Below are 18718 nucleotides of genomic sequence, written 5' to 3'. Positions count from 1 at the left end.
CCGCCGCAACCGGGCCGGCCACAGCCCCGTCCGCCTCAGCCGGCGAGGGCACGCGCGATCTCCGCCCCGAGCGCGACGTTGCCGCGGTACACCTCGAGGTTGACCTCGAGGCTCGCGCCGCCGGTCGCGCGCTGCACGTACTCGAGCAGGAAGGGTGTCGTGTCGTGCCCGACGATGCCCCGAGCGGATGCCGCGGCCAACGCCTCACCGAGCACGCGATCGTGGAACACGGGGTCGAGCTGCTTCGCCCGATCGACCGGATTCGCCACGAGCACGGCCTGCGGCAGTCCGAGCCCGTCGCGCGCGAGCGCCAGCGCCGCGACCTCGGCCGGGGACTCGACGCGGTAGTCGAGTGCGAACCCCGAATCGGTCACGTAGAACGCCGGGTACCGGTCGGTACGGTAGCCGACGACCGGGACGTTCAGCGTCTCGAGGCGCTCGAGCGTCGCGCCGATGTCGAGGATCGACTTCACGCCGGCGCTCACGAGCGTGATGGGCGTCGTGGCGAGCGTGCCGAGGTCGGCGGACTCGTCGAACGTCTCGCTCGCGCCGCGGTGCACGCCGCCGAGGCCCCCGGTCGACATCACGCGGATGCCGGCGCGATGCGCGAGCCACGCCGTCGCCGCGACCGTGGTGCCGGCGTGAAGCCCCTTCGCTCGGGCGATCGGCAGGTCGCGCACGCTCGCCTTCACGACGCCCTCGGCCGTGCAGAGCCGCTCGATCTCGTCGGGGGACAGGCCGACGACCGGAACTCCGTCGACCACGCCGATCGTGGCGGGCATCACGCCGAGGTCGCGCACCTGCTGCTCGGAGGCGATGCCGACCTCGAGGTTGCGCGGCGCCGGGAGCCCGTGCGTGAGGATGGTCGACTCGAGGGCGAGCACCGCCTCGCCGTCTTCGAGCGCGTCGCGCACCTCGTCGGACACTCGGATGGCGGATGCGTCACCTGGCTGCGTCTGCATGCCCGTCATCGTAGGAGCCGCGTCCGACGCGCGGGCGTCGGACGCGCGGCCCGTCCGTTCGCGGCCACGCGGCGCGGCGCGGCGACCCGGCGCCCGGCGTCTGTTTCCGCGTGTGACGTCGGCCCGCGACATCCGCGGATCGCGAGCGTATCGTCGCCTGCACCGCATCAACCCCGAGGAGCCCTCATGTCGCACCGCGAGCCGCACGCCGCCACCACGCCCGTCACGGGCATGCGCGGCTGCGAGTACGCGGCCGAGTGCACGAGCGAGCGTGCGGGCCACGGCCTGAACGCCGTGCAGGAGCGCCTCGCCGCGGTCACCGCGAGCAAGTGGATCGATGCGATCGTCACCTCCGTCGACCAGACGACCGGGTTCGCCTGGCTCGCGACGCTCGACGGCGGCATCCGGCGCGTGTGGCAGCACGACGCGTTCGAGGGCGCGCTCGCGGTCGGCGACCCGATCGCGCTGCACGGCGTCTACGGCGTGCTCGTCGCCGGCGCGCAGCGCTTCAGCGTCGCCGACGCCTGAGACCGAAGCCCCGTCGCGAACGCCTGACGCGCTCGCGCCGACGGCTCGACGGCCTGACGGGCCTCACGCCATCGGCATGGCCTCGCTCATCATGCCCATCATCTTCTCCATGGCCATGACGAGCTGATCGCAGGCCATCGCGCACATGCGGCAGTGCTCGCTCATCTCGGCGTGCATCATGCACTCGGCCGAGCAGGCGCGAGCCATCATCGTGGTCGACTGCATCATCGACATCATCACGGCCATGTCCCAGCCGTGCATGCGCAGCATCATCCGCATCATCGTGTCGCACATGTCGGCGCAGTTCGAGCACATCGAGGCGCAGCGGCCCATGCCCTCAGCGGCGTCGGCGTCGGCGCACATCACGCACGCCTGCATGCAGGCCGAGAGGGCCTCCATGCATTCCTGCATCATCATCGGATCCATGCCGCTCATCGGCATCTCCGACGACGACATCGCGCCCTTCATCATGTCCATCGTCATGTTCATCGCACGCTCGCTCTTCCGGGCCGCGAGTGCCGACCCGGTGACGGCGGATGTCTCGGCTGCCCTGTTACGGAATGTTACGTCGCCCCGGGCCGGGCGTGAAGGGCTCGGCGTGACGTTCATGTGAACGCTCGCCCACGGTGCCCACGGTGCCCACGGTGCCCGGCCGAGTTGCAGGAAGAACGAGTGACACACCGCGTCGCCGACCGCCGTACCCCGGGAGTGTCGGCGAATCTTCCTGCAATGCCGGGAACAGACCCCGAGAACCGACGAAGGCGGGGCGGATGCCGCAGCACCCGTCCCGCCTCGTGACGACGGATGCCGCGACATCCGCTCGATCGTGATGTCTAGGCGTCGATGTCGACGTCCTTCGTCTCCTTCGAGAGCAGCAGGGCGATGAGCGTGAGCACCGCCATGACCGAGAGGTAGATGCCGACCCAGAACGGGCTGCCGTCGCCGGCCTGCCAGAGGGCGACCGCGATGAAGGGCGCGACCGCGGCGCCGAGGATCGACGAGACGTTGTACGAGATGCCGGATCCGGTGTAGCGCACGTTCGTCGGGAACAGCTCGGGCAGCAGCGCGCCCATCGGGCCGAACGTCAGGCCCATGAGAGAGAAGCCGACGACGAGCCAGATCATGACGCCCGCGAAGCCCGCATCGAGCAGCGGAACCCAGAGCAGGCCGAACACGATGATGCCGAGCGTGACCCAGATGAGCGTCTTGCGACGACCCCAGCGGTCGGCGAGCGGGCCCGAGATCAGGGTGAACGCGCCGAAGAACAGCACGCCGCCGATGAGCATGAGCACGAAGGTGCTGTAGGAGTAGCCGAGGCCGGGCAGGGCGCCGTCGGCGGCCTCGACCGGGGCGCGGCCGTAGCTCAGCGAGAACGTGGTCATCAGGTAGAAGAGCACGTAGGTCGCGAGCATGAAGAACGTGCCGAGGATGAGCTGCTTCCAGTAGCTCCTGAACACGGTCGCGAGCGGCAGCTTCTTCAGCTTGCCCTGCGTGGACGCCTTCGTGAACGCCGTCGACTCGACGAGGCGCAGCCGAACCCAGAGACCGACGATGACCATGACGACCGAGAACAGGAACGGGATGCGCCAGCCCCAGTCGAGGAACGCCTGCGAGGGCATCGACGGGTCGTCGCTCGGCAGCACCGCGGCGATGACGAGGAACAGGCCGTTCGCGATGATGAAGCCGATGGGCGCGCCGAGCTGCGGGAAGGTGCCGTACCAGGCCCGCTTGCCCTTCGGCGCGTTCTCGGTGGCCACGAGCGCGGCACCCGACCACTCGCCGCCGAGCGCGAAGCCCTGTGCGATGCGGAGGATCACGAGCAGCAGCGGGGCCAGCCAGCCGACGAGGGCGTAGGTCGGCAGCAGGCCGATGAGGAACGTCGCGATGCCCATCGTGAGCAGCGCGCCGACGAGCGTGGCCTTGCGGCCGTGCTTGTCGCCGAGGTGTCCGAAGACGATGGCGCCGAGCGGGCGGGCGACCATGGCGGCGCCGAAGACGGCGAACGAGGAGAGCAGTGCCGTGGTGGCGTCGCCCGTCGGGAAGAACAGGTGCGGGAAGACGAGCACCGCCGCCGTGGCGTAGACGTAGAAGTCGTAGAACTCGATCGTCGTGCCGATGAGGCTCGCGAGCACCACGCGACTGCGCGGGTTGGCGGGGGTGGTCGGTGCTGGGGATGCGGTCGTGGCCGCTGGGCTTGCAGACATTGCTGGCGAGGACTCCGGAGATGGTGAACGAGCCTGCATCCGTGGCGGTCGGTCTGGCTGTGCACGGAGAGGCTGGGGAATCGTCGCTTGTGGCAACCGCGAAAGCCTACGTCGGTCGGCGGCGCGCGAGTGCCGGATCGGGCCTTCGAAGCGGTGAACGGCGGTCACCGTGCGACGAACGGCGGATGCCTCGGCGCGGGAACGCGCCCGGGGCATCCGCCGTTCGGGACTTCGGAGGGTTGGTCGGGTCGGACCGATCAGCGCCAGATGACGGCGATCGCCGCGTTCAGCGCCGTGAGCACGCCGATCGACCAGAAGATCGCGGGCGGGACCGACCCGTTGCGGCGCTGGCGCGCCGAACCGATGCCGATGAGCGCCCCGATCGCGACCAGCACGACGAGCTTGACGCCGATCTTGACGTAGTTCAGGTCGTACTCGATGCCCCACGGAGCCGCGAGGGCGAGGCCGGCGACACCCGCGATCAGCAGGCCCCAGTTCATGAGCCGGGTCACGCCGTAGCGTCGGTTCACCGCCTCGACCGCCCAGGCGCCGAAGAGCAGCGCGAAGCCGATGAGGTGCACGAACAGGACGATGTGGCGCAGGGTCTCCATAGGGCCGAGTCTAGGTTCTACGGCTTGTCGAAGTCGACCATCGAACGATTGAGTTCGGGCGCCCGCGTGCGACTCGCCGGTCGAGTGGCGCAGCGTATCGAGACCTGCTCGTGGAGGTCTCGATACGCTCCTCCGTCGCTACTCGATCGGCGAGCGGTCTGAACCGTCGCTACGCGACCGGCGGAGGCCTCAGCTCCAGACGGCTCGCAGTGCACGTGCCGTCGCGATGGCCGCCTCGGCCGCCTCGCGGCCCTTGTCCTCCTTCGAGCCGGGCAGTCCGGCCCGGTCGAGGCCCTGCTGCTCGTCGTCGAGGGTGAGCACGCCGAAGCCGACGGGCTTGCCGGTGTCGAGGGCGACGCGCGTAAGCCCGTCGGTCGCTGCCGCCGAGACGTATTCGAAGTGGGGCGTTCCGCCGCGGATGATCACGCCGAGGGCGACCACCGCGTCGGCGCCGGCCTCGAGCGCGGCCTTCGAGACGACGGGCAGCTCGAAGCTGCCCGGCACCCGCACGAGCGAGAACGAGGCACCGGATGCCTCGAGCGTGCGCGTCGCGCCGGCGATGAGTGCGTCGGTGATGACGTCGTGCCAGCTGCCGGCGACGATGACGATGTCGAGGCCGGAGCCGTCGACGTCGAGGGTGGGGGAGCCTGCTCCGCTCATGATGCGTGTCCTTCCAGAAGGGCCTCGGCCGCGGCATCCGCGAGCTGGGCGTCGTCGATCGCGTGGCCCATGCGGCGACGCTTGGTCTCGAGGTAGGCGCTGTTGATCGCGCCCACGCCGACGACGAGCGGGAGCCGCTCGTCGACCCGGATGCCGTGAGCCTCGAGCTGGCTCACCTTCTCGGGGTTGTTCGTGAGCAGCCGCACGTGGTCGACGCCGAGGTCGGCGAGGATCGCGCTGGCCGCACGGTAGTCGCGCGCGTCGGCCGGCAGGCCGAGGGCGACGTTGGCGTCGAGGGTGTCGAGCCCGTCCTCCTGCAGGCGGTAGGCGCGCAGCTTGTTGATGAGGCCGATGCCCCGGCCCTCGTGCCCGCGCAGGTAGATGACGACGCCGCCGTGCTCGCGGATCTCGCCGAGCGCGGCGTCGAGCTGCGGCCCGCACTCGCATTTCAGCGAGCCGAAGGCCTCGCCGGTCAGGCACTCGGAGTGCACGCGCACGATCGCGCCCGCGGAATCGGCCGCCGGATCGCCCGCGATGATGGCCACGTGGTCGGCGCCGGTCTCCTGGTCGCGGTAGGCGCGCACCCGGAACTCGCCGTGCACGGTCGGCAGCGTCGTCTCGACCTCGAAGAGCACGCGCGAGGACTCGGGCACGCCGGTGATCACGCCGCCGAGCGTGCCGAGCGTGCTCTCGAGCGCGCTGCCGAGCACCGTGCCGTCGGGGAGCCCGCTGCCGGCCTGCTGGTCGCGCAGCCACTCCACGAGCGCCGCGACCGTCGTGACCGGCAGCCCCTCGCGGGCGCCGAACTCGATGAGGCCGGGCAGGCGCATCATGTCGCCGTCGTCGGTCACGATCTCGCCGATGACGCCGACCGGGGCGAGCCCGGCGAGGCGGAGCAGATCGACCGCCGCCTCGGTGTGGCCGCCGCGCTCGCGCACGCCGCCGTCGACGGCGCGCAGCGGGATCACGTGCCCCGGCCGGATCAGCCGGTCGGGCGTGGACTCGGGGTCGGCCAGCACGCGCAGGGTGTGCGCGCGGTCGGAGGCGCTGATGCCGGTGGACGTGCGGTCCGAGGCATCCACCGTGATCGTGTAGGCCGTGCCGCGCTGGTCTTCGCTGCGCTCGACCATGAGCGGCAGCTCGAGGCGGTCGGCGTAGTCGTTGGGCATGGGCGCGCAGAGGTAGCCGCTCGTGTGGCGCACCATCCACGCGATCCACTCGCGCGTGGCGAACTCGGCGGCCATGATCGCGTCGCCCTCGTTCTCGCGGCCCTCGTCGTCGGCCACGATGACGGGCTTGCCCGCGCGCAGTGCGTCGAGCACCTCGGGGATCGTCGCGAGGCTCATCGTGCGCCTCCGACCGATGAGGTCTCGGGTTCGCCGGCAGCCGACCCGACGCCGACCCCGAGCGACGACGGCAGCGTGCGATGCGCGTCGAGGCGCAGCATCCGCTCGACATGCCTGGCCAGGATGTCGGTCTCGATGTTGACCCGATCGCCGACCTCGAGTGCGCCGAGGGTCGTCGCCGTGAGCGTCTCGGGGATGAGCGAGACCTCGAACCATGAGCCGACGGCCTCGTCGCCGAGGCCGCTGACCGTGAGCGAGACGCCGTCGACCGCGATCGACCCCTTGTCGACCACGAGCGGTGCATGCGCCGCGTCGAGCGAGAAGCGGATGACGCGCCACGCGTCGCCCGGGCGGATCTCGAGCACCGTCGCGGTGCCGTCGATGTGGCCCTGCACGATGTGCCCGCCGAGGCGGTCGCCGACGAGGGCGGCGCGTTCGAGGTTGACGGCCCGCCCCGCGACCACGGCGTCGAGGGTCGACATCGCGAGCGTCTGCGCCATGACGTCGGCGGTGAAGCGCTCGTCGTCGAAGTCGACGACCGTGAGGCACACGCCCGACACCGAGATCGAGTCGCCGTGCTTCGCGCCCTCGACGGCCTGCGGGCCGCGCACGGTGATGCGCGCGGCGTCGCTCGTGTGCTCGACGCGCTCGATGGTGCCGAGCTCTTCGATGATTCCGGTGAACATGTCAGTTCCCTTCCGTGGGCCTGGGGTGCGCGACGAGCAGCACGTCGTCGCCGAGCCGCTCGATGGCGGCGAAGTCGTAGCGGCGGGCTTCGCCGATGGTCGAGACGCCGAGGTCGCCGAGGGCGAGCCGGTCCCCGCCGAGCAGGGCGGGCGCGAGGTAGACGAGCACCTCGTCGGCGTACCCGGCCGCGATGAACGCGCTCGCGAGCGTGGGCCCGCCCTCGACGAAGAGCGAGCGGATGCCGCGCTTCGCGAGTTCGCGCAGGTCGGCGGCCAGGTCTTCGCCGGCGAGGCTGATGAGGGCATGCGGATGCCGCGTGAGTGCCGCATCGGCGGGCACTCGTCGCCGTCCGAAGACGACGGGCACGGGCTGATCGGCGAGCAATTCGCCGTCGGTGCCGCGAGCGGTGAGCGAGGGGTCGTCGGCGAGCACGGTGCCCGAGCCCACCGCGATGGCGTCGCGCGCGGCGCGACGGCGGTGCACGTCTGTGCGTGCCACGGGCCCGGTGATCCACTGGCTCGTGCCGTCTGCGGCGGCCGCGCGGCCGTCGAGGCTCGACGCCCACTTGACCGTGACGGCGGGCCTGTGGTTCCGGGCGGCGAACAGCCAGTCGCCGAGGAACGCCTCGGCGTCGGCCGCGAGCAGGCCGCCGGCCACGTCGACGCCGCCGGCGCGAAGCCGGTCGGCACCGCCGGAGGAGTGCTCGCCCGGGTCGGCGACCGCGTAGACGACGCGGGCGATGCCGGCGGCGCGCAGCGCCTCGGCGCAGGGCCCGGTGCGGCCGGTGTGGTTGCAGGGCTCGAGGGTCACGACCGCGGTGGCGCCGACGGCGGACGGCGTCGCCGAGCTGTCGGGGTCGAGTCGGCTGAGCGCGTCGACCTCGGCGTGGGCCGTGCCGGCGCCGCGGTGCCAGCCCTCGGCGAGCACCTCGCCCGAGGCGGAGAGGATGACGCAGCCGACGCGCGGGTTCACGCCGCGTGCGGGGCCGTTCGCGGCGAGCTCGAGCGCGCGCCGCATGGCCGCGGTCTCGACCGCGGTGCGATCGGTGTCGCCCACCGTGCTCATCCGTCGTCCTGTCGTCAGGCTCCGGGAATGGACGGCGTGCGCCGAATTCGTCGACCGTGCACGGCACGGCCGACACGTGCCGCCTCCCATCCGGACTTTCACCGTCGGTTCCGGAATTCCACCGGATCAACCACCGGCAGACGATCGGAGATCGCTGTCGGAAGTTCGCGGACTGTCACCGCCGGCTCGGAATTACACCGACCCCGGAGCACGTTTGTCGTGTCGATTCTACTCAACGCGTCGAGGAGCGCCGTATTCCCCCGTCATCTCGCGACGCAGCGGTGCGCCCACGGCCCGAGCAGCGAGCTCACAACTCGAGCAGCGCGCTCACAATTCCAGCAGCGCGCGGGCCGTGCCCTCGTCGACGATGAGGTCGGTGATGAGGTCGGCGGCGAGCGCACCGGCGAGGCTCGCGAGCTTCGCCCGGCCCGAGACCACGCAGATCCGGCGGGGGGCGCGGCGCAGCACCGCGAAGTCGGGTCCGGTGGCGCGCTCGTTCAGGGCGATACCGTCGGTACTGCCGTCGGCGCGATAGAACACGGTCGCGACGTCGCCGACCGCCCCGTCGCGGCTCAGCGCGTCGTAGTCGGCCCGGTCGAGGTATCCGCCCTGGTAGACGTGGCTCGGCACCTCGGCGAACGGCGACCCGATGCCGAAGATGGCGACGTCCATGCCGGCCTGCAGGTCGAGCAGGCGCTGCGTGCTGCGCTCGCGCCAGAAGGCCCTGCGGGTCGCGGGGTCGTCGAAGAACGCCGGAACGGGGAACTGCTGCACGCGCGCGCCGAACGCATCGCCGAACCGTCGCAGCAGTTCGCTCGCATAGACGATGCCCGTGGTGCGTCCGTTGCCCGCGCCGTTCAACTGCACGATCTCGGTGTTGTGGGTCGCCTTCGGCACGAGGTGCCGGCTCATCGCGCTCATCGTGGATCCCCAGGCGACGCCGATCGTCTGGTTGGAGTCGACGAACCGGCCGAGAATCCGTGCAGCCGAGAGCGCCACCCGGTCGAGCCGGTCGACGTCGGTCGCGTGGTCGGGCACCGGCACGACATGCGCGACGATCGCGAACCTGGCGAGGATCTCCTGCTCGATGCGGCTCGGCAGGTCGAGCGGCGAGTGGATCGAGATCTCGACGAGACCACTGGCCCGCGCATGGCTCAACAGGCGTGAGACCGAGGATCGCGAGGTGTGCAGCTCCTGCGCGATGGCATCCATCGTCAGGTCCTGCATGTAGTAGAGGTGGGCGGCGCGCAGGGCCTCGCGCGTCTTGCCCGTGACCGTGTCGGCCCCCTCCGCGGCGTTCGCAGCGTCCCGTTCGTTCATGTTCCCACCCTTGCACGTTTGTGCACGCGGCTTGCAACAGCGTGCGGTCGAGTTCACGCTGTATTCATCCACACCGGACGCCCGTCGCGCAAGCCGCGCTCGTCCACGTACACATCCGAGAGGACAGCGATGTCATCGCACCCGACGAATCGGCAGGACGCCGCACCGCACGCCACGCACGGCAGCCCCGACCCGAGCCGCACCGCCGCGCCCGGAACCAGGCCGGAGGTCGCGGCCCTCCGCGCACGTCCGACCGCCGAGGTCGTCATCATCGGCGGAGGCATCAACGGCATCGCGACCTTCCGAGACCTGGCGTTGCAGGGCGTCGACGTCGTGCTCGTCGAGCAGGGCGACTTCGTGTCGGGGGCCTCGAGCGCATCGAGCCACATGATCCACGGCGGCATCCGCTACCTCGAGAACGGCGAGTTCCGACTCGTGAAGGAGTCGGTCACCGAGCGCAACGCGCTCATCCGCATCGCGCCGCACTACGTGAAGCCGCTCGAGACCACCGTGCCGATCTACTCGACCTTCTCGGGCATCCTCTCGGCGCCGCTGCGCTTCCTCACGCATCGGTCGGGCAAGCCCACCGAGCGCGGCGCGGCGCTCATCAAGACCGGCCTCACGATCTACGACGCGTTCTCGCGCGACGGCCGCTCGGTGCCGCGGCACCGCTTCCACGGGCGCAAGCGCTCGCTCGCCGAGCTGCCGGCGCTCGACCCGGCCATCAAGTACACGGCCACGTACTTCGACGCGAGCATGCACGACCCCGAGCGGCTCGCGCTCGACGTGCTCTTCGACGGCCTCGCCGCCGGACCGCACGCGCGGGCCGTGAACCACCTCGCCGCGGTCGGCCTCGGCGCCGACGGCGTCCGCGTGCGCGATGCGCTGACGGGCGCCGAGTTCGACCTCGCCGCCGACGTCGTCGTCAACACGAGCGGACCGTGGACCGACCTCACGAACGCGGGCCTCGGTCGCACCACGAACTACATGGGCGGCACCAAGGGCTCGCACATCGTGCTCGACCACCCCGAGCTGCTCGCCGCGACCGGCGGCCGCGAGATCTTCTTCGAGCATGAAGACGGTCGCATCGTGTTGATCTACCCGCTCAAGGGCCGGGTCATGGTCGGCACGACCGACCTCGAGCACGACATGCGCGAGCCCGCGATCTGCACCGAGGCCGAGGTCGACTACTTCTTCGAACTCATCGCGCACGTTTTCCCAGCCATCTCCGTCGACCGCACGCAGATCGTCTACCGCTTCTCGGGCGTGCGCCCGCTGCCGCGCCACGACGACACCCAGCCCGGCTTCGTGAGTCGCGACTATCGCATCGAGCGAGCGGATGTCGCGGAGCGGCCGGGCACGACCCTGCTGAGCCTCGTCGGGGGCAAGTGGACCACCTTCCGCGCGCTCGCCGAGCACCTCTCGAACGAGGTGCTGGGGCTCCTCGCGCGGGATCGGGTTCGCTCGACGGAGGGCCTCGCGATCGGCGGTGGCAAGGGGTACCCGACCACCGCGGACGCCCGTCTCGTGTGGCTCGTCTCCCACGAGGACGAGATCGGCCGCGACCGCGCCGAGACGCTGCTCGAGCGCTACGGCACGCGGGCCGAGGCGTTCCTCGACCTCTTCGACCCGGCGACGGATGCCGCCCTCGTGCACCACGACGACTACACGCGCTGCGAGATCACCTGGCTCGTGCGCGCCGAGCGCGTCGTGCACCTCGACGACCTCCTCCTGCGGCGCACGAGCATTGCGTTCACCGGCACGCTCACGGCGCCGCTGCTCGACGAGCTCGCCGAGCTCGCAGGCGACGAACTCGGGTGGGATGCCGAGCGCCGCCACGAGGAGATCGCCGCGGCGCGCGAGCTGCTCGCGACCCGCCACGGCGTGCTGCTGGGAGAGCTCCTGCCGGTCGAGTAGCGCCCGACGCGGGAGGGCGCGTATCGAGACCGGCCGGTGGCCTCGATACGTTCGCCGGCGCTCGCTGCTCGACCAGCGGCGCGGCGCACATCTGCACGGATGTGCACCCGAATCGGCGTCTGATCGGCCTCGCGGCTGGATACGTTACCTCGGGGCCACTCGCCCAGCGCATCGAACGGGACCCACAGCATCGCGGGTCCGACACACAGGAAGGTCAACGTGGACAATCTCGGAATCGTGTTCCTCTCGGAGCTCGTCGGCACGGCACTGCTCGTGCTCCTCGGCTGCGGCGTGGTCGCCAACGTCATCCTCGCCAAGACGAAGGGCTTCGGCGGCGGAACCCTCATGATCAACATCGGCTGGGGCCTCGCGGTCTTCTCCGGCGTCATCGTCTCGTACGCCTCGGGGGCGCACCTGAACCCGGCCGTCACGCTCGGCCTCGTCGCGAACGGCGCGACCGAGTTCGGCCAGGGCGTCCCGGTCGACGGCCTCTCGGTGCTCGTCTACATCTCGGCGCAGATGGTCGGCGCGTTCATCGGCGCCGTCTTCTGCTGGCTCGCCTACAAGCAGCACTTCGATGCCGAGCCGGATGCCGCGACCAAGCTCGGCGTCTTCTCGACCGGCCCCGCCATCCGCTCGTACGGCTGGAACCTCGTCACCGAGATCATCGGCACCTTCGTGCTCGTCTTCGTCATCATCGGCTTCACGAACGGCGGCACCCCGTCGGAGCTCGGCGCCATCCCGGTCGCCTTCCTCGTGATCGCGATCGGCGCCTCGCTCGGTGGCCCCACGGGCTACGCCATCAACCCTGCCCGTGACCTCGGTCCCCGCATCGCCCACGCCCTACTGCCCATCAAGGGCAAGGGCGGCAGCGACTGGTCCTACTCGTGGGTGCCGGTCGTCGGTCCGATCATCGGCGGTGTGCTGGCCGGCCTCGCCGCCATCCCGCTGCTGCCGATCCTCGGCTGACCCGCGGCATCCGCCCCTCTCACGCACACCCACCCATTCACTGACAGCAACGGAGTTCTCAGATGAGCGACTACATCCTCGCGATCGACCAGGGCACGACCTCGTCGCGCGCGATCATCTTCGACAGGGCCGGATCGATCGTCTCGACCGGGCAGCTCGAGCACGAGCAGATCTTCCCGAAGGCCGGCTGGGTCGAGCACGACCCCGCCGAGATCTGGCGCAATACGGGCGAGGTGATCGGCCAGGCCCTCGGCAAGGCGAACCTGACCCGGCACGACATCGCCGCCGTCGGCATCACCAACCAGCGCGAGACCGCCGTGGTGTGGGACAGGAACACCGGCGAGCCCGTCTACAACGCGATCGTCTGGCAGGACACGCGAACCCAGTCGATCGTCGACCGGCTCGCGGCCGACGGCGGCGTCGAGCGCTTCAAGCCGAAGGTCGGCCTGCCGCTGGCGACCTACTTCTCGGGCACGAAGATCGTGTGGATCCTCGAGAACGTGCCCGGCGCGCGGGAGAAGGCCGAGGCGGGCGACCTGCTGTTCGGCACGACCGACACCTGGGTGCTCTGGAACCTCACGGGCGGCGTCGACGGCGGCGTGCACGCCACCGACGTCACGAACGCCTCGCGCACCATGTTCATGGACCTCGAGACCCTGCAGTGGGACGACGAGATCCTCGCCGCGTTCGACGTGCCGAAGTCGATGCTGCCCGAGATCCGCTCCTCCTCCGAGGTCTACGGCATCGCGAACGAGCACTCGCTGCTGCGCGAGACGCCGATCGCCGGCATCCTCGGCGACCAGCAGGCCGCGACGTTCGGCCAGGCCGCCTTCGAGGCCGGCGAGGCGAAGAACACCTACGGCACCGGCAACTTCCTCATCTTCAACACGGGTGAGGAGATCGTGCACTCCAAGAACGGGCTTCTGACGACCGTCGGGTACAAGCTCGGCGACCAGCCCGTGCACTACGCGCTCGAGGGGTCGATCGCCGTCACCGGGTCGCTGATCCAGTGGCTGCGCGACAACCTCGGCCTCATCTCCTCGGCCGCCGAGGTCGAGGAGCTCGCGAAGAGCGTCGACGACAACGGCGGGGCGTACTTCGTGCCGGCATTCTCGGGGCTGTTCGCGCCATACTGGCGACCCGATGCGCGCGGCGCGCTCGTGGGCCTGACCCGCTACGTGAACAAGGGACACATCGCGCGGGCGGCCCTCGAGGCGATCGCGTTCCAGACGCGCGACGTCGTCGAGGCCGTGAACGCCGACGCGGGGCTCGACCTGACCGAGCTGCGCGTCGACGGCGGAGCGACCGCCAACGACACGCTGCTGCAGTTCCAGGCCGACATCCTCGGCGTGCCGGTCGTGCGTCCGGTCGTCGCGGAGACCACCGCGCTCGGCGCCGCCTACGCGGCCGGCCTCGCGGTCGGATTCTGGTCTGGTCTCGACGACCTGGCCAAGAACTGGCAGGAGGACAGGCGCTGGACGCCGTCGATGGACGACGCCGAGCGCGAGCGCCTCGACCGCAGTTGGAAGAAGGCCGTCACGAAGACCCTCGATTGGGTCGACGCCGACGTGGAGTAGAACCCGCCTCGACGATGAGAGTGGAAGTCTGCCTCGGCGATTAGAGTAGTTGCGGAGGGCCGGTCGCATGGGGGTGCGGCCGGCCCGATCTCATCTCTGCTGCGGCGTCGGAGGTTGCCGCCAGCGCTCGCTGAGCCGTGGCGCGACCTCGTCGAGGCCGCTGACGACGATGACTCCGGCGTCGGTGATCGCCGCCGCCTCGACGGACTCGAGCAGCGTCGACCAGCGGTCGAGCCAGACGCCGTCGAGTCCGGCCTCGGCGGCGCCGAGTGCATCGGTGCGCAGACGGTCGCCGACGTACGCGATGCGCGAGACCGGGGCGGATGCCTCGAAGCGGGCGACGGCGGCGTCGAAGATGCGCCGATCGGGCTTGGTCACGCCGAGGGCTCCTGACGCGACGACGTGCTCGAAGCGGTCGAGGATGCCGAGCCGCTCGAGCTTCGTGCGCTGGAAGTCGGGCTCGCCGTTCGTGATGATGCCCAGCCGCACGCCGGGCATCGACGCCTCGATCGCGTCAAGGGCGGGCAGCGCGTCGTCGTGCAGGGTCCACGCGTCACGGTACCGCTCGAAGTAGGCATCGAACCAGGCGCCCGACGAGGGGTCGTCGAGCTCTTCGCCGTGCGCTCGGGCGAAGTCTCGGGCACGTGCCCGACGCTGGCCCTCGTAGCTCAGTCGCCCGTCGAGGTAGGAGTGGTAGTGCTCTTCTTCGAGCTCATGCCAGAGCCGCTGAGCCGCCTCGAGGTCGCCCTCGTATGCGCGTTCGTGCATGTGCACTGCAATGCCGCTCGCGACCGCGGCGCGGTGCGCCATGAGCGTGTCGTCGAGATCGAACAGCACGACGGGCGCGGGCCCCGTCGAGCGGGGCGCGGGCCGGGTCATGCGGTGCGCCGGGGCGGCAGCAGGTCGCGCCAGCTGAGCTCGGCCCGGGGGTCGATCTCGGCCTCGCGCACGGCATACCAGGCGGGCAGGGTGTGCTCGCCGTCGCGGGTCGGCACGGTCGGGTTCTCGGGGCGGATGCGCCGGAATCCCGCGGCACGCGCCACCTGTGCCGAGGCGAGGTTGCCCTCGACGGCGCGCCAGAACACGGTCGTGGCTCCGGCGATGCCGCCGGCGAGCGCCCACTCCGAGACGGCCGTCGCGGCCTCGCTCATGAGGCCGGCGCCACGGTGTTCGGCGCCCATCCAGAAGCCGATCTCGTTCTGCGCCTCTCGCACGCTCACGACGCCGAGCAGCGGCCCGCCCTCGTGGTGCCGAATGGCCCACGTGAGCTCGCTGCCGCTCTGCCAGGAGCGCGGCACATGCGCTGTGAGGAATGCATCGGCGTCGGCGCGTGTGTACGGCCACGGCGTGGTCAGCCAGCGCTCGAAGACGGGGTCTTGGCAATAGGCGGTCACGGCCTCGGCGTCACCCGGCACGGGCAGGTCGAGGTGGAGCCGCGGGGTTCGGATGACGACCGGTCGCATGGGGCCCTACGCTCGACTCAGCCGCGCCGCACGAAGCCGATGCGGTCGTAGACCTCGCGCAGCTTGACCTCGGCGCGAGCCGCAGCTTTGTCGGCGCCGATCGCGAGCAGGCGATCGAGCTCGGCCGGGTCGGCCAGCAGTTCGAGCGCGTGGTCGCGGATGGGGCCGAGCCGATCGACCGCGACCTCGGCGAGATCCTTCTTGAAGTCGCCGTACCCGTGGCCGTCGTACTCGGCCTCGAGTTCGGTCACCGTGCGGCCCGAGAGCGCCGCATAGATGTCGAGCAGGTTCGAGATGCCCGGCTTCTCGGCGCGGTCGTGTCGCACCTCGCGCCCGGTGTCGGTCATCGCGCTCTTGAACTTCTTGGCGGTGATCTTGGGGTCGTCGAGCAGGTTCACGAGGCCGGCCTGGCTCGCGGCGGACTTCGACATCTTCGACGTCGGATCTTGCAGGTCGTAGATGCGGGCAGACGCCTTCGGAATGAGCGCCTCGGGCACGGTGAACGTGTCGCCGTAGCGTGTGTTGAACCGTGCCGCGAGATCGCGGGTGAGCTCGAGGTGCTGCCGCTGGTCGTCGCCGACGGGCACCGCGTCGGTGCCGTAGAGCAGGATGTCGGCCGCCATGAGCACGGGGTAGGTGAAGAGGCCGACCGTGGTGGCGTCGGCGCCCTGCTTGGCCGACTTGTCCTTGAACTGCGTCATTCGGCTCGCCTCGCCGAAGCCCGTGATGGTGCTGAGCACCCAGGCGAGTTCGGCGTGGGCGGGCACATGGGACTGCACGAACAGTGTCGAGCGCTCGAGGTCGACACCCGCGGCGAGGTACTGCGCGGCGGTGCGGCGCACGTTCTCGCGGAGCTGCTCGGGCTCTTGGGTCACGGTGATGGCGTGCAGGTCGACGACGCAGTAGATGGGGTCGTATTCGTCTTGCAGGGCGACCCAGTTGACGAGCGCACCGAGGTAGTTGCCGAGGTGCAGCGACTCGCCGGAGGGCTGCATGCCGGAGAAGATGACGGGACGGGCGGTGTTCATGTTCGGAGGGTACTTTCTCAGATCGCGTAGTCGACGACCACGGGGGAGTGGTCGGAGAAGCGGGCGTCGTAGGTGGCGGCACGGTCGACCGTGTAGTCGGTGACGAGCTCGGCGAGCGCGGGCGTCGCGAGCTGGTAGTCGATGCGCCAGCCGGTGTCGTTGTCGAACGCCTTGCCGCGGAACGACCACCACGTGTAGGGGCCGTCGACCTCGCCGGCGAAGCGGCGGCCGATGTCGACCCAGCCGAGCCCGTGGTCGTCGGAGCCCTCGGCGGCGACGAAGCGGTCGAAGTACGCGCGCTCTTCGGGCAGGAAGCCGGCACGCTTGACGTTGCCCCGCCAGTTCTTGATGTCGAGCGTGCGGTGGCCGACGTTGAGGTCGCCGACGACGAGCGCGAGCTCGGAGTGCGCGGCGAGCTCTGGCAGCCGCGCCTGCATGGCGTCGAGGAACTTGTACTTCTCCACCTGCTTCGGGGTGTCGGCCTCGCCCGAGTGCACGTAGGCGCTCACGACGGTGATGATGCGGTCGCCCACCTCGTAGTCGGCCTCGAGCCAGCGGCCCGCGCTGTCGAAGTCGGGCGCGCCGAGTTCGACCCGGTGGATGCTCGCGCGACGGCGGCTCGCGATGGCGACGCCCGCACGGCCCTTGGCCGTGGCCGGATCGTGCAGGATGCTCCACTCGTCGCCCAGGAGGCCCTGCAGGTCTTCGGTCGACGCGCGCACCTCTTGGAGGGCGAGCAGGTCGACGTCGCGCGAGGCGAGCCACTCGCCCATGCCGCGACGATACGCGGCTCGCACTCCGTTGACATTGACGCTGGCGACACGGAGACGAGAGGTCGAAGGCATGCCCTCGATCCTATTCGAGGCGACCGACATCACTCGTTCGCCGGGTGCCCTGCACGCGGGCCGCGGCCGCCTCGGCCTCGTCGAGATCGAGTTGCGCCCTGGCGACCCGTCGCCGGGCGCTGAAGCCGCCGATCCAGTTCGCGCTCGCGGCATCCGACCGCGCCTCCCGCAGCCGCACCCTGGCGACGGTCACCGCGGCCTCGGCCTCGCGCCGTCGGCGCTCCGCCTCGATCTGCTCGGGGCTCAGCGAGAGGAGGGTCTCGTGGGAGTCGGAGGCCTCGACCGCGATCCAGCTCGCCGCCACGAGGATCACGATGCTCGTGATGCGGAACCAGAACAGCAGGGCGATGAACACCGCGAACGTCGCCAGCAGCGGGTTGCTGCTCGCGAAGTTGATGAGCACGCCGCCGAGGAGTTGCATGACCGACAGGGCCGCCGACCCGAGCACCGAGCCGATGACCATGCGGCGCCACGGCATCTCGGCGCCCGAGAGATAGCGGAAGAGCACGGCGAGGGCGATGGTGTCGATGACGAACACCACGAGCACCGCGCCGACCTGGATCACGGCCGTCGACGTGCCCGAGTCGGGGTCGATGCCCATGAGCGACACGAGCCACGACACGAACCCGGTGGTCACGACCGAGAGCACCGAGGCGACGATGAGCACCGCGCCGAACATGAGGCCGGCGACGAAGTCGCGCGCCTTCAACAGCACGTACGAGCGCGAGTCCTTCGGCAGCCCGAACGTGCTGCGCACGCCGATGCGGGTGTAGGTGACCCAGCCGATCGCGGTCCAGATGAAGCCGATGAGGGCGACGGCACCCGTCAGGCCGAGGGTTCCCGTGCTCGATGAGGCGATCGCGGTGATCTCCTCGTTCGTGATGATGCCGTCGGGGCCGATGAGGCCGGGCGCATACGTGTTGATCAGCAGCTGGAAGGCCTCCATCGCGGCCTCGTTGCCCGTGAACCAGATGCCGAACACGGCGAACACCACGTACACGGCCGCGAAGACGCCGAACAGCGCCTGGTAGCTCATGCCAGACGAGAGGATGAACCCGTTCTGCGCCAGGAAGTACCGCCACACGCGCACCGGGAACAGCGCCATGGTCTTGTTCGTGATCGAGGTGACCCGGTTGATCGGCTCCTCGAAGCGCTCGCGCAGCGGCTCGCTGAGTTCGGTGAGGCGTTCACGTGCCGTTCGCGCGGCCGGTTCGTCGACGGATGCCGCGAGCTCGGCGTCGTCGGCGGCCTTGGGGTCGGTGCGCGTCGACGTGGATCGTCGCGCAGGCCCTCGGGGCTCGGTCGACGCTCGCTCGCTCACGCTCCAAGAGTACTGAGCGGGAGGTCGCGGTCGTGCGAGGCGGGCTGGCGCCGGGTCGTGGCATCCGCCCGTGCACTCGAGATCGGCCGCGAGAGCGCCCCCGGAGCAGACCCCCCATCGTGGTTACAGTGCACGAAAACCCCTGAATTACCGGGGAATCTGCACAAAGTGCCCCCCGTATTGGTCACGCGCGTGCCCTGTCGGTGCATCCCTCG

Annotated in this window: 19 protein-coding genes and 1 riboswitch; of the genes, 5 read left to right on the top strand and 14 right to left on the bottom strand. The window is 70.4% G+C overall.

The window, feature by feature from the left end:
* Positions 1 to 35: 35 nt before the first annotated feature.
* Positions 36 to 962: a pseudouridine-5'-phosphate glycosidase gene (locus AC3IPY_RS14315; protein ID WP_489184947.1), complete on the bottom strand. Its 927-nt coding sequence runs from the start codon at positions 960 to 962 to the stop codon at positions 36 to 38.
* A gap of 186 nt (positions 963 to 1148) precedes the next feature.
* Here AC3IPY_RS14315 and AC3IPY_RS14310 point away from each other — a divergent pair, with 186 nt between their 5' ends.
* The gene (locus AC3IPY_RS14310) at positions 1149 to 1490 is read left to right on the top strand and encodes a hypothetical protein (protein WP_489184946.1); all 342 of its coding nucleotides are present in this window, start codon (positions 1149 to 1151) and stop codon (positions 1488 to 1490) included.
* Between the two features lie 63 nt (positions 1491 to 1553).
* Here AC3IPY_RS14310 and AC3IPY_RS14305 read toward each other — a convergent pair whose 3' ends face one another.
* The gene (locus AC3IPY_RS14305) at positions 1554 to 1925 is read right to left on the bottom strand and encodes a four-helix bundle copper-binding protein (RefSeq protein ID WP_489184945.1); all 372 of its coding nucleotides are present in this window, start codon (positions 1923 to 1925) and stop codon (positions 1554 to 1556) included.
* Here AC3IPY_RS14305 and AC3IPY_RS14300 point away from each other — a divergent pair.
* Positions 1915 to 2103, top strand: a complete 189-nt coding sequence (locus tag AC3IPY_RS14300) for a hypothetical protein (RefSeq protein ID WP_489184944.1) — start codon at positions 1915 to 1917, stop codon at positions 2101 to 2103. The two genes, AC3IPY_RS14305 and AC3IPY_RS14300, sit on opposite strands and share 11 nt — an antisense overlap.
* A 220-nt stretch (positions 2104 to 2323) precedes the next feature.
* Here the strand turns inward: AC3IPY_RS14300 and AC3IPY_RS14295 are convergent, their stop codons facing one another.
* From AC3IPY_RS14295 to AC3IPY_RS14265, 7 genes are all read right to left on the bottom strand, one after another.
* Positions 2324 to 3694: an MFS transporter gene (locus AC3IPY_RS14295; protein WP_489184943.1), complete on the bottom strand. Its 1371-nt coding sequence runs from the start codon at positions 3692 to 3694 to the stop codon at positions 2324 to 2326.
* A gap of 257 nt (positions 3695 to 3951) precedes the next feature.
* Positions 3952 to 4305 (bottom strand): Fe-S protein, encoded by a 354-nt coding sequence (locus tag AC3IPY_RS14290; protein ID WP_489184942.1) that lies wholly within the window; start codon positions 4303 to 4305, stop codon positions 3952 to 3954.
* 189 nt (positions 4306 to 4494) lie between these two features.
* A complete protein-coding gene (gene ribH, locus AC3IPY_RS14285) occupies positions 4495 to 4965 on the bottom strand; it encodes a 6,7-dimethyl-8-ribityllumazine synthase (RefSeq protein WP_489184941.1) in 471 nt (156 codons plus the stop codon).
* The gene (gene ribA / locus AC3IPY_RS14280; protein WP_489184940.1) at positions 4962 to 6311 is read right to left on the bottom strand and encodes a GTP cyclohydrolase II; all 1350 of its coding nucleotides are present in this window, start codon (positions 6309 to 6311) and stop codon (positions 4962 to 4964) included. The genes ribH and ribA overlap by 4 nt, the downstream gene beginning before the upstream one ends.
* Positions 6308 to 6997: a riboflavin synthase gene (locus AC3IPY_RS14275; RefSeq protein ID WP_489184939.1), complete on the bottom strand. Its 690-nt coding sequence runs from the start codon at positions 6995 to 6997 to the stop codon at positions 6308 to 6310. The genes ribA and AC3IPY_RS14275 overlap by 4 nt, the downstream gene beginning before the upstream one ends.
* A 1-nt stretch (position 6998) precedes the next feature.
* A complete protein-coding gene (gene ribD, locus AC3IPY_RS14270) occupies positions 6999 to 8063 on the bottom strand; it encodes a bifunctional diaminohydroxyphosphoribosylaminopyrimidine deaminase/5-amino-6-(5-phosphoribosylamino)uracil reductase RibD (protein WP_489184938.1) in 1065 nt (354 codons plus the stop codon).
* A 72-nt stretch (positions 8064 to 8135) separates the two neighbouring features.
* Positions 8136 to 8279, bottom strand: a riboswitch (FMN riboswitch).
* 111 nt (positions 8280 to 8390) lie between these two features.
* Entirely contained in the window at positions 8391 to 9383 is a 993-nt protein-coding gene (locus AC3IPY_RS14265) for a sugar-binding transcriptional regulator (RefSeq protein WP_489184937.1), read from the bottom strand.
* A 129-nt stretch (positions 9384 to 9512) separates the two neighbouring features.
* On the opposite strand from AC3IPY_RS14265, the gene AC3IPY_RS14260 reads away from it, so the two are divergent.
* The 3 genes from AC3IPY_RS14260 (at position 9513) to glpK (ending at position 13846) form a co-directional block, all read left to right on the top strand.
* Positions 9513 to 11300, top strand: a complete 1788-nt coding sequence (locus AC3IPY_RS14260; RefSeq protein WP_489184936.1) for a glycerol-3-phosphate dehydrogenase/oxidase — start codon at positions 9513 to 9515, stop codon at positions 11298 to 11300.
* 219 nt (positions 11301 to 11519) lie between these two features.
* Entirely contained in the window at positions 11520 to 12269 is a 750-nt protein-coding gene (locus AC3IPY_RS14255) for an MIP/aquaporin family protein (protein ID WP_489184935.1), read from the top strand.
* 62 nt (positions 12270 to 12331) lie between these two features.
* Positions 12332 to 13846, top strand: a complete 1515-nt coding sequence (gene glpK / locus AC3IPY_RS14250) for a glycerol kinase GlpK (RefSeq protein ID WP_489184934.1) — start codon at positions 12332 to 12334, stop codon at positions 13844 to 13846.
* 90 nt (positions 13847 to 13936) lie between these two features.
* Here the strand turns inward: glpK and AC3IPY_RS14245 are convergent, their stop codons facing one another.
* Genes AC3IPY_RS14245 through AC3IPY_RS14225 form a run of 5 tightly spaced genes read right to left on the bottom strand, consistent with a single transcriptional unit; the run spans position 13937 to position 18503 of the window.
* Positions 13937 to 14725: an HAD family hydrolase gene (locus AC3IPY_RS14245; protein WP_489184933.1), complete on the bottom strand. Its 789-nt coding sequence runs from the start codon at positions 14723 to 14725 to the stop codon at positions 13937 to 13939.
* Positions 14722 to 15309, bottom strand: coding sequence for a GNAT family N-acetyltransferase (locus tag AC3IPY_RS14240; protein ID WP_489184932.1), 588 nt, complete (start codon positions 15307 to 15309; stop codon positions 14722 to 14724). The genes AC3IPY_RS14245 and AC3IPY_RS14240 overlap by 4 nt, the downstream gene beginning before the upstream one ends.
* Positions 15310 to 15326: 17 nt before the next feature.
* Complete coding sequence (trpS, locus tag AC3IPY_RS14235; protein WP_489184931.1) at positions 15327 to 16337, bottom strand: tryptophan--tRNA ligase; 1011 nt, start codon at positions 16335 to 16337, stop codon at positions 15327 to 15329.
* 17 nt (positions 16338 to 16354) lie between these two features.
* Positions 16355 to 17182 carry an exodeoxyribonuclease III gene (locus AC3IPY_RS14230; RefSeq protein WP_489184930.1) on the bottom strand — a complete coding sequence of 276 codons (828 nt, stop codon included), beginning with the start codon at positions 17180 to 17182 and terminating at the stop codon, positions 16355 to 16357.
* A gap of 10 nt (positions 17183 to 17192) precedes the next feature.
* Positions 17193 to 18503 carry a YihY/virulence factor BrkB family protein gene (locus AC3IPY_RS14225; protein ID WP_489184929.1) on the bottom strand — a complete coding sequence of 437 codons (1311 nt, stop codon included), beginning with the start codon at positions 18501 to 18503 and terminating at the stop codon, positions 17193 to 17195.
* Positions 18504 to 18718: the final 215 nt, after the last annotated feature.

It is taken from the genome of Agromyces sp. GL_144 (assembly GCF_057834305.1).
This window is presented reverse-complemented; position numbering and strand designations above follow the sequence as displayed.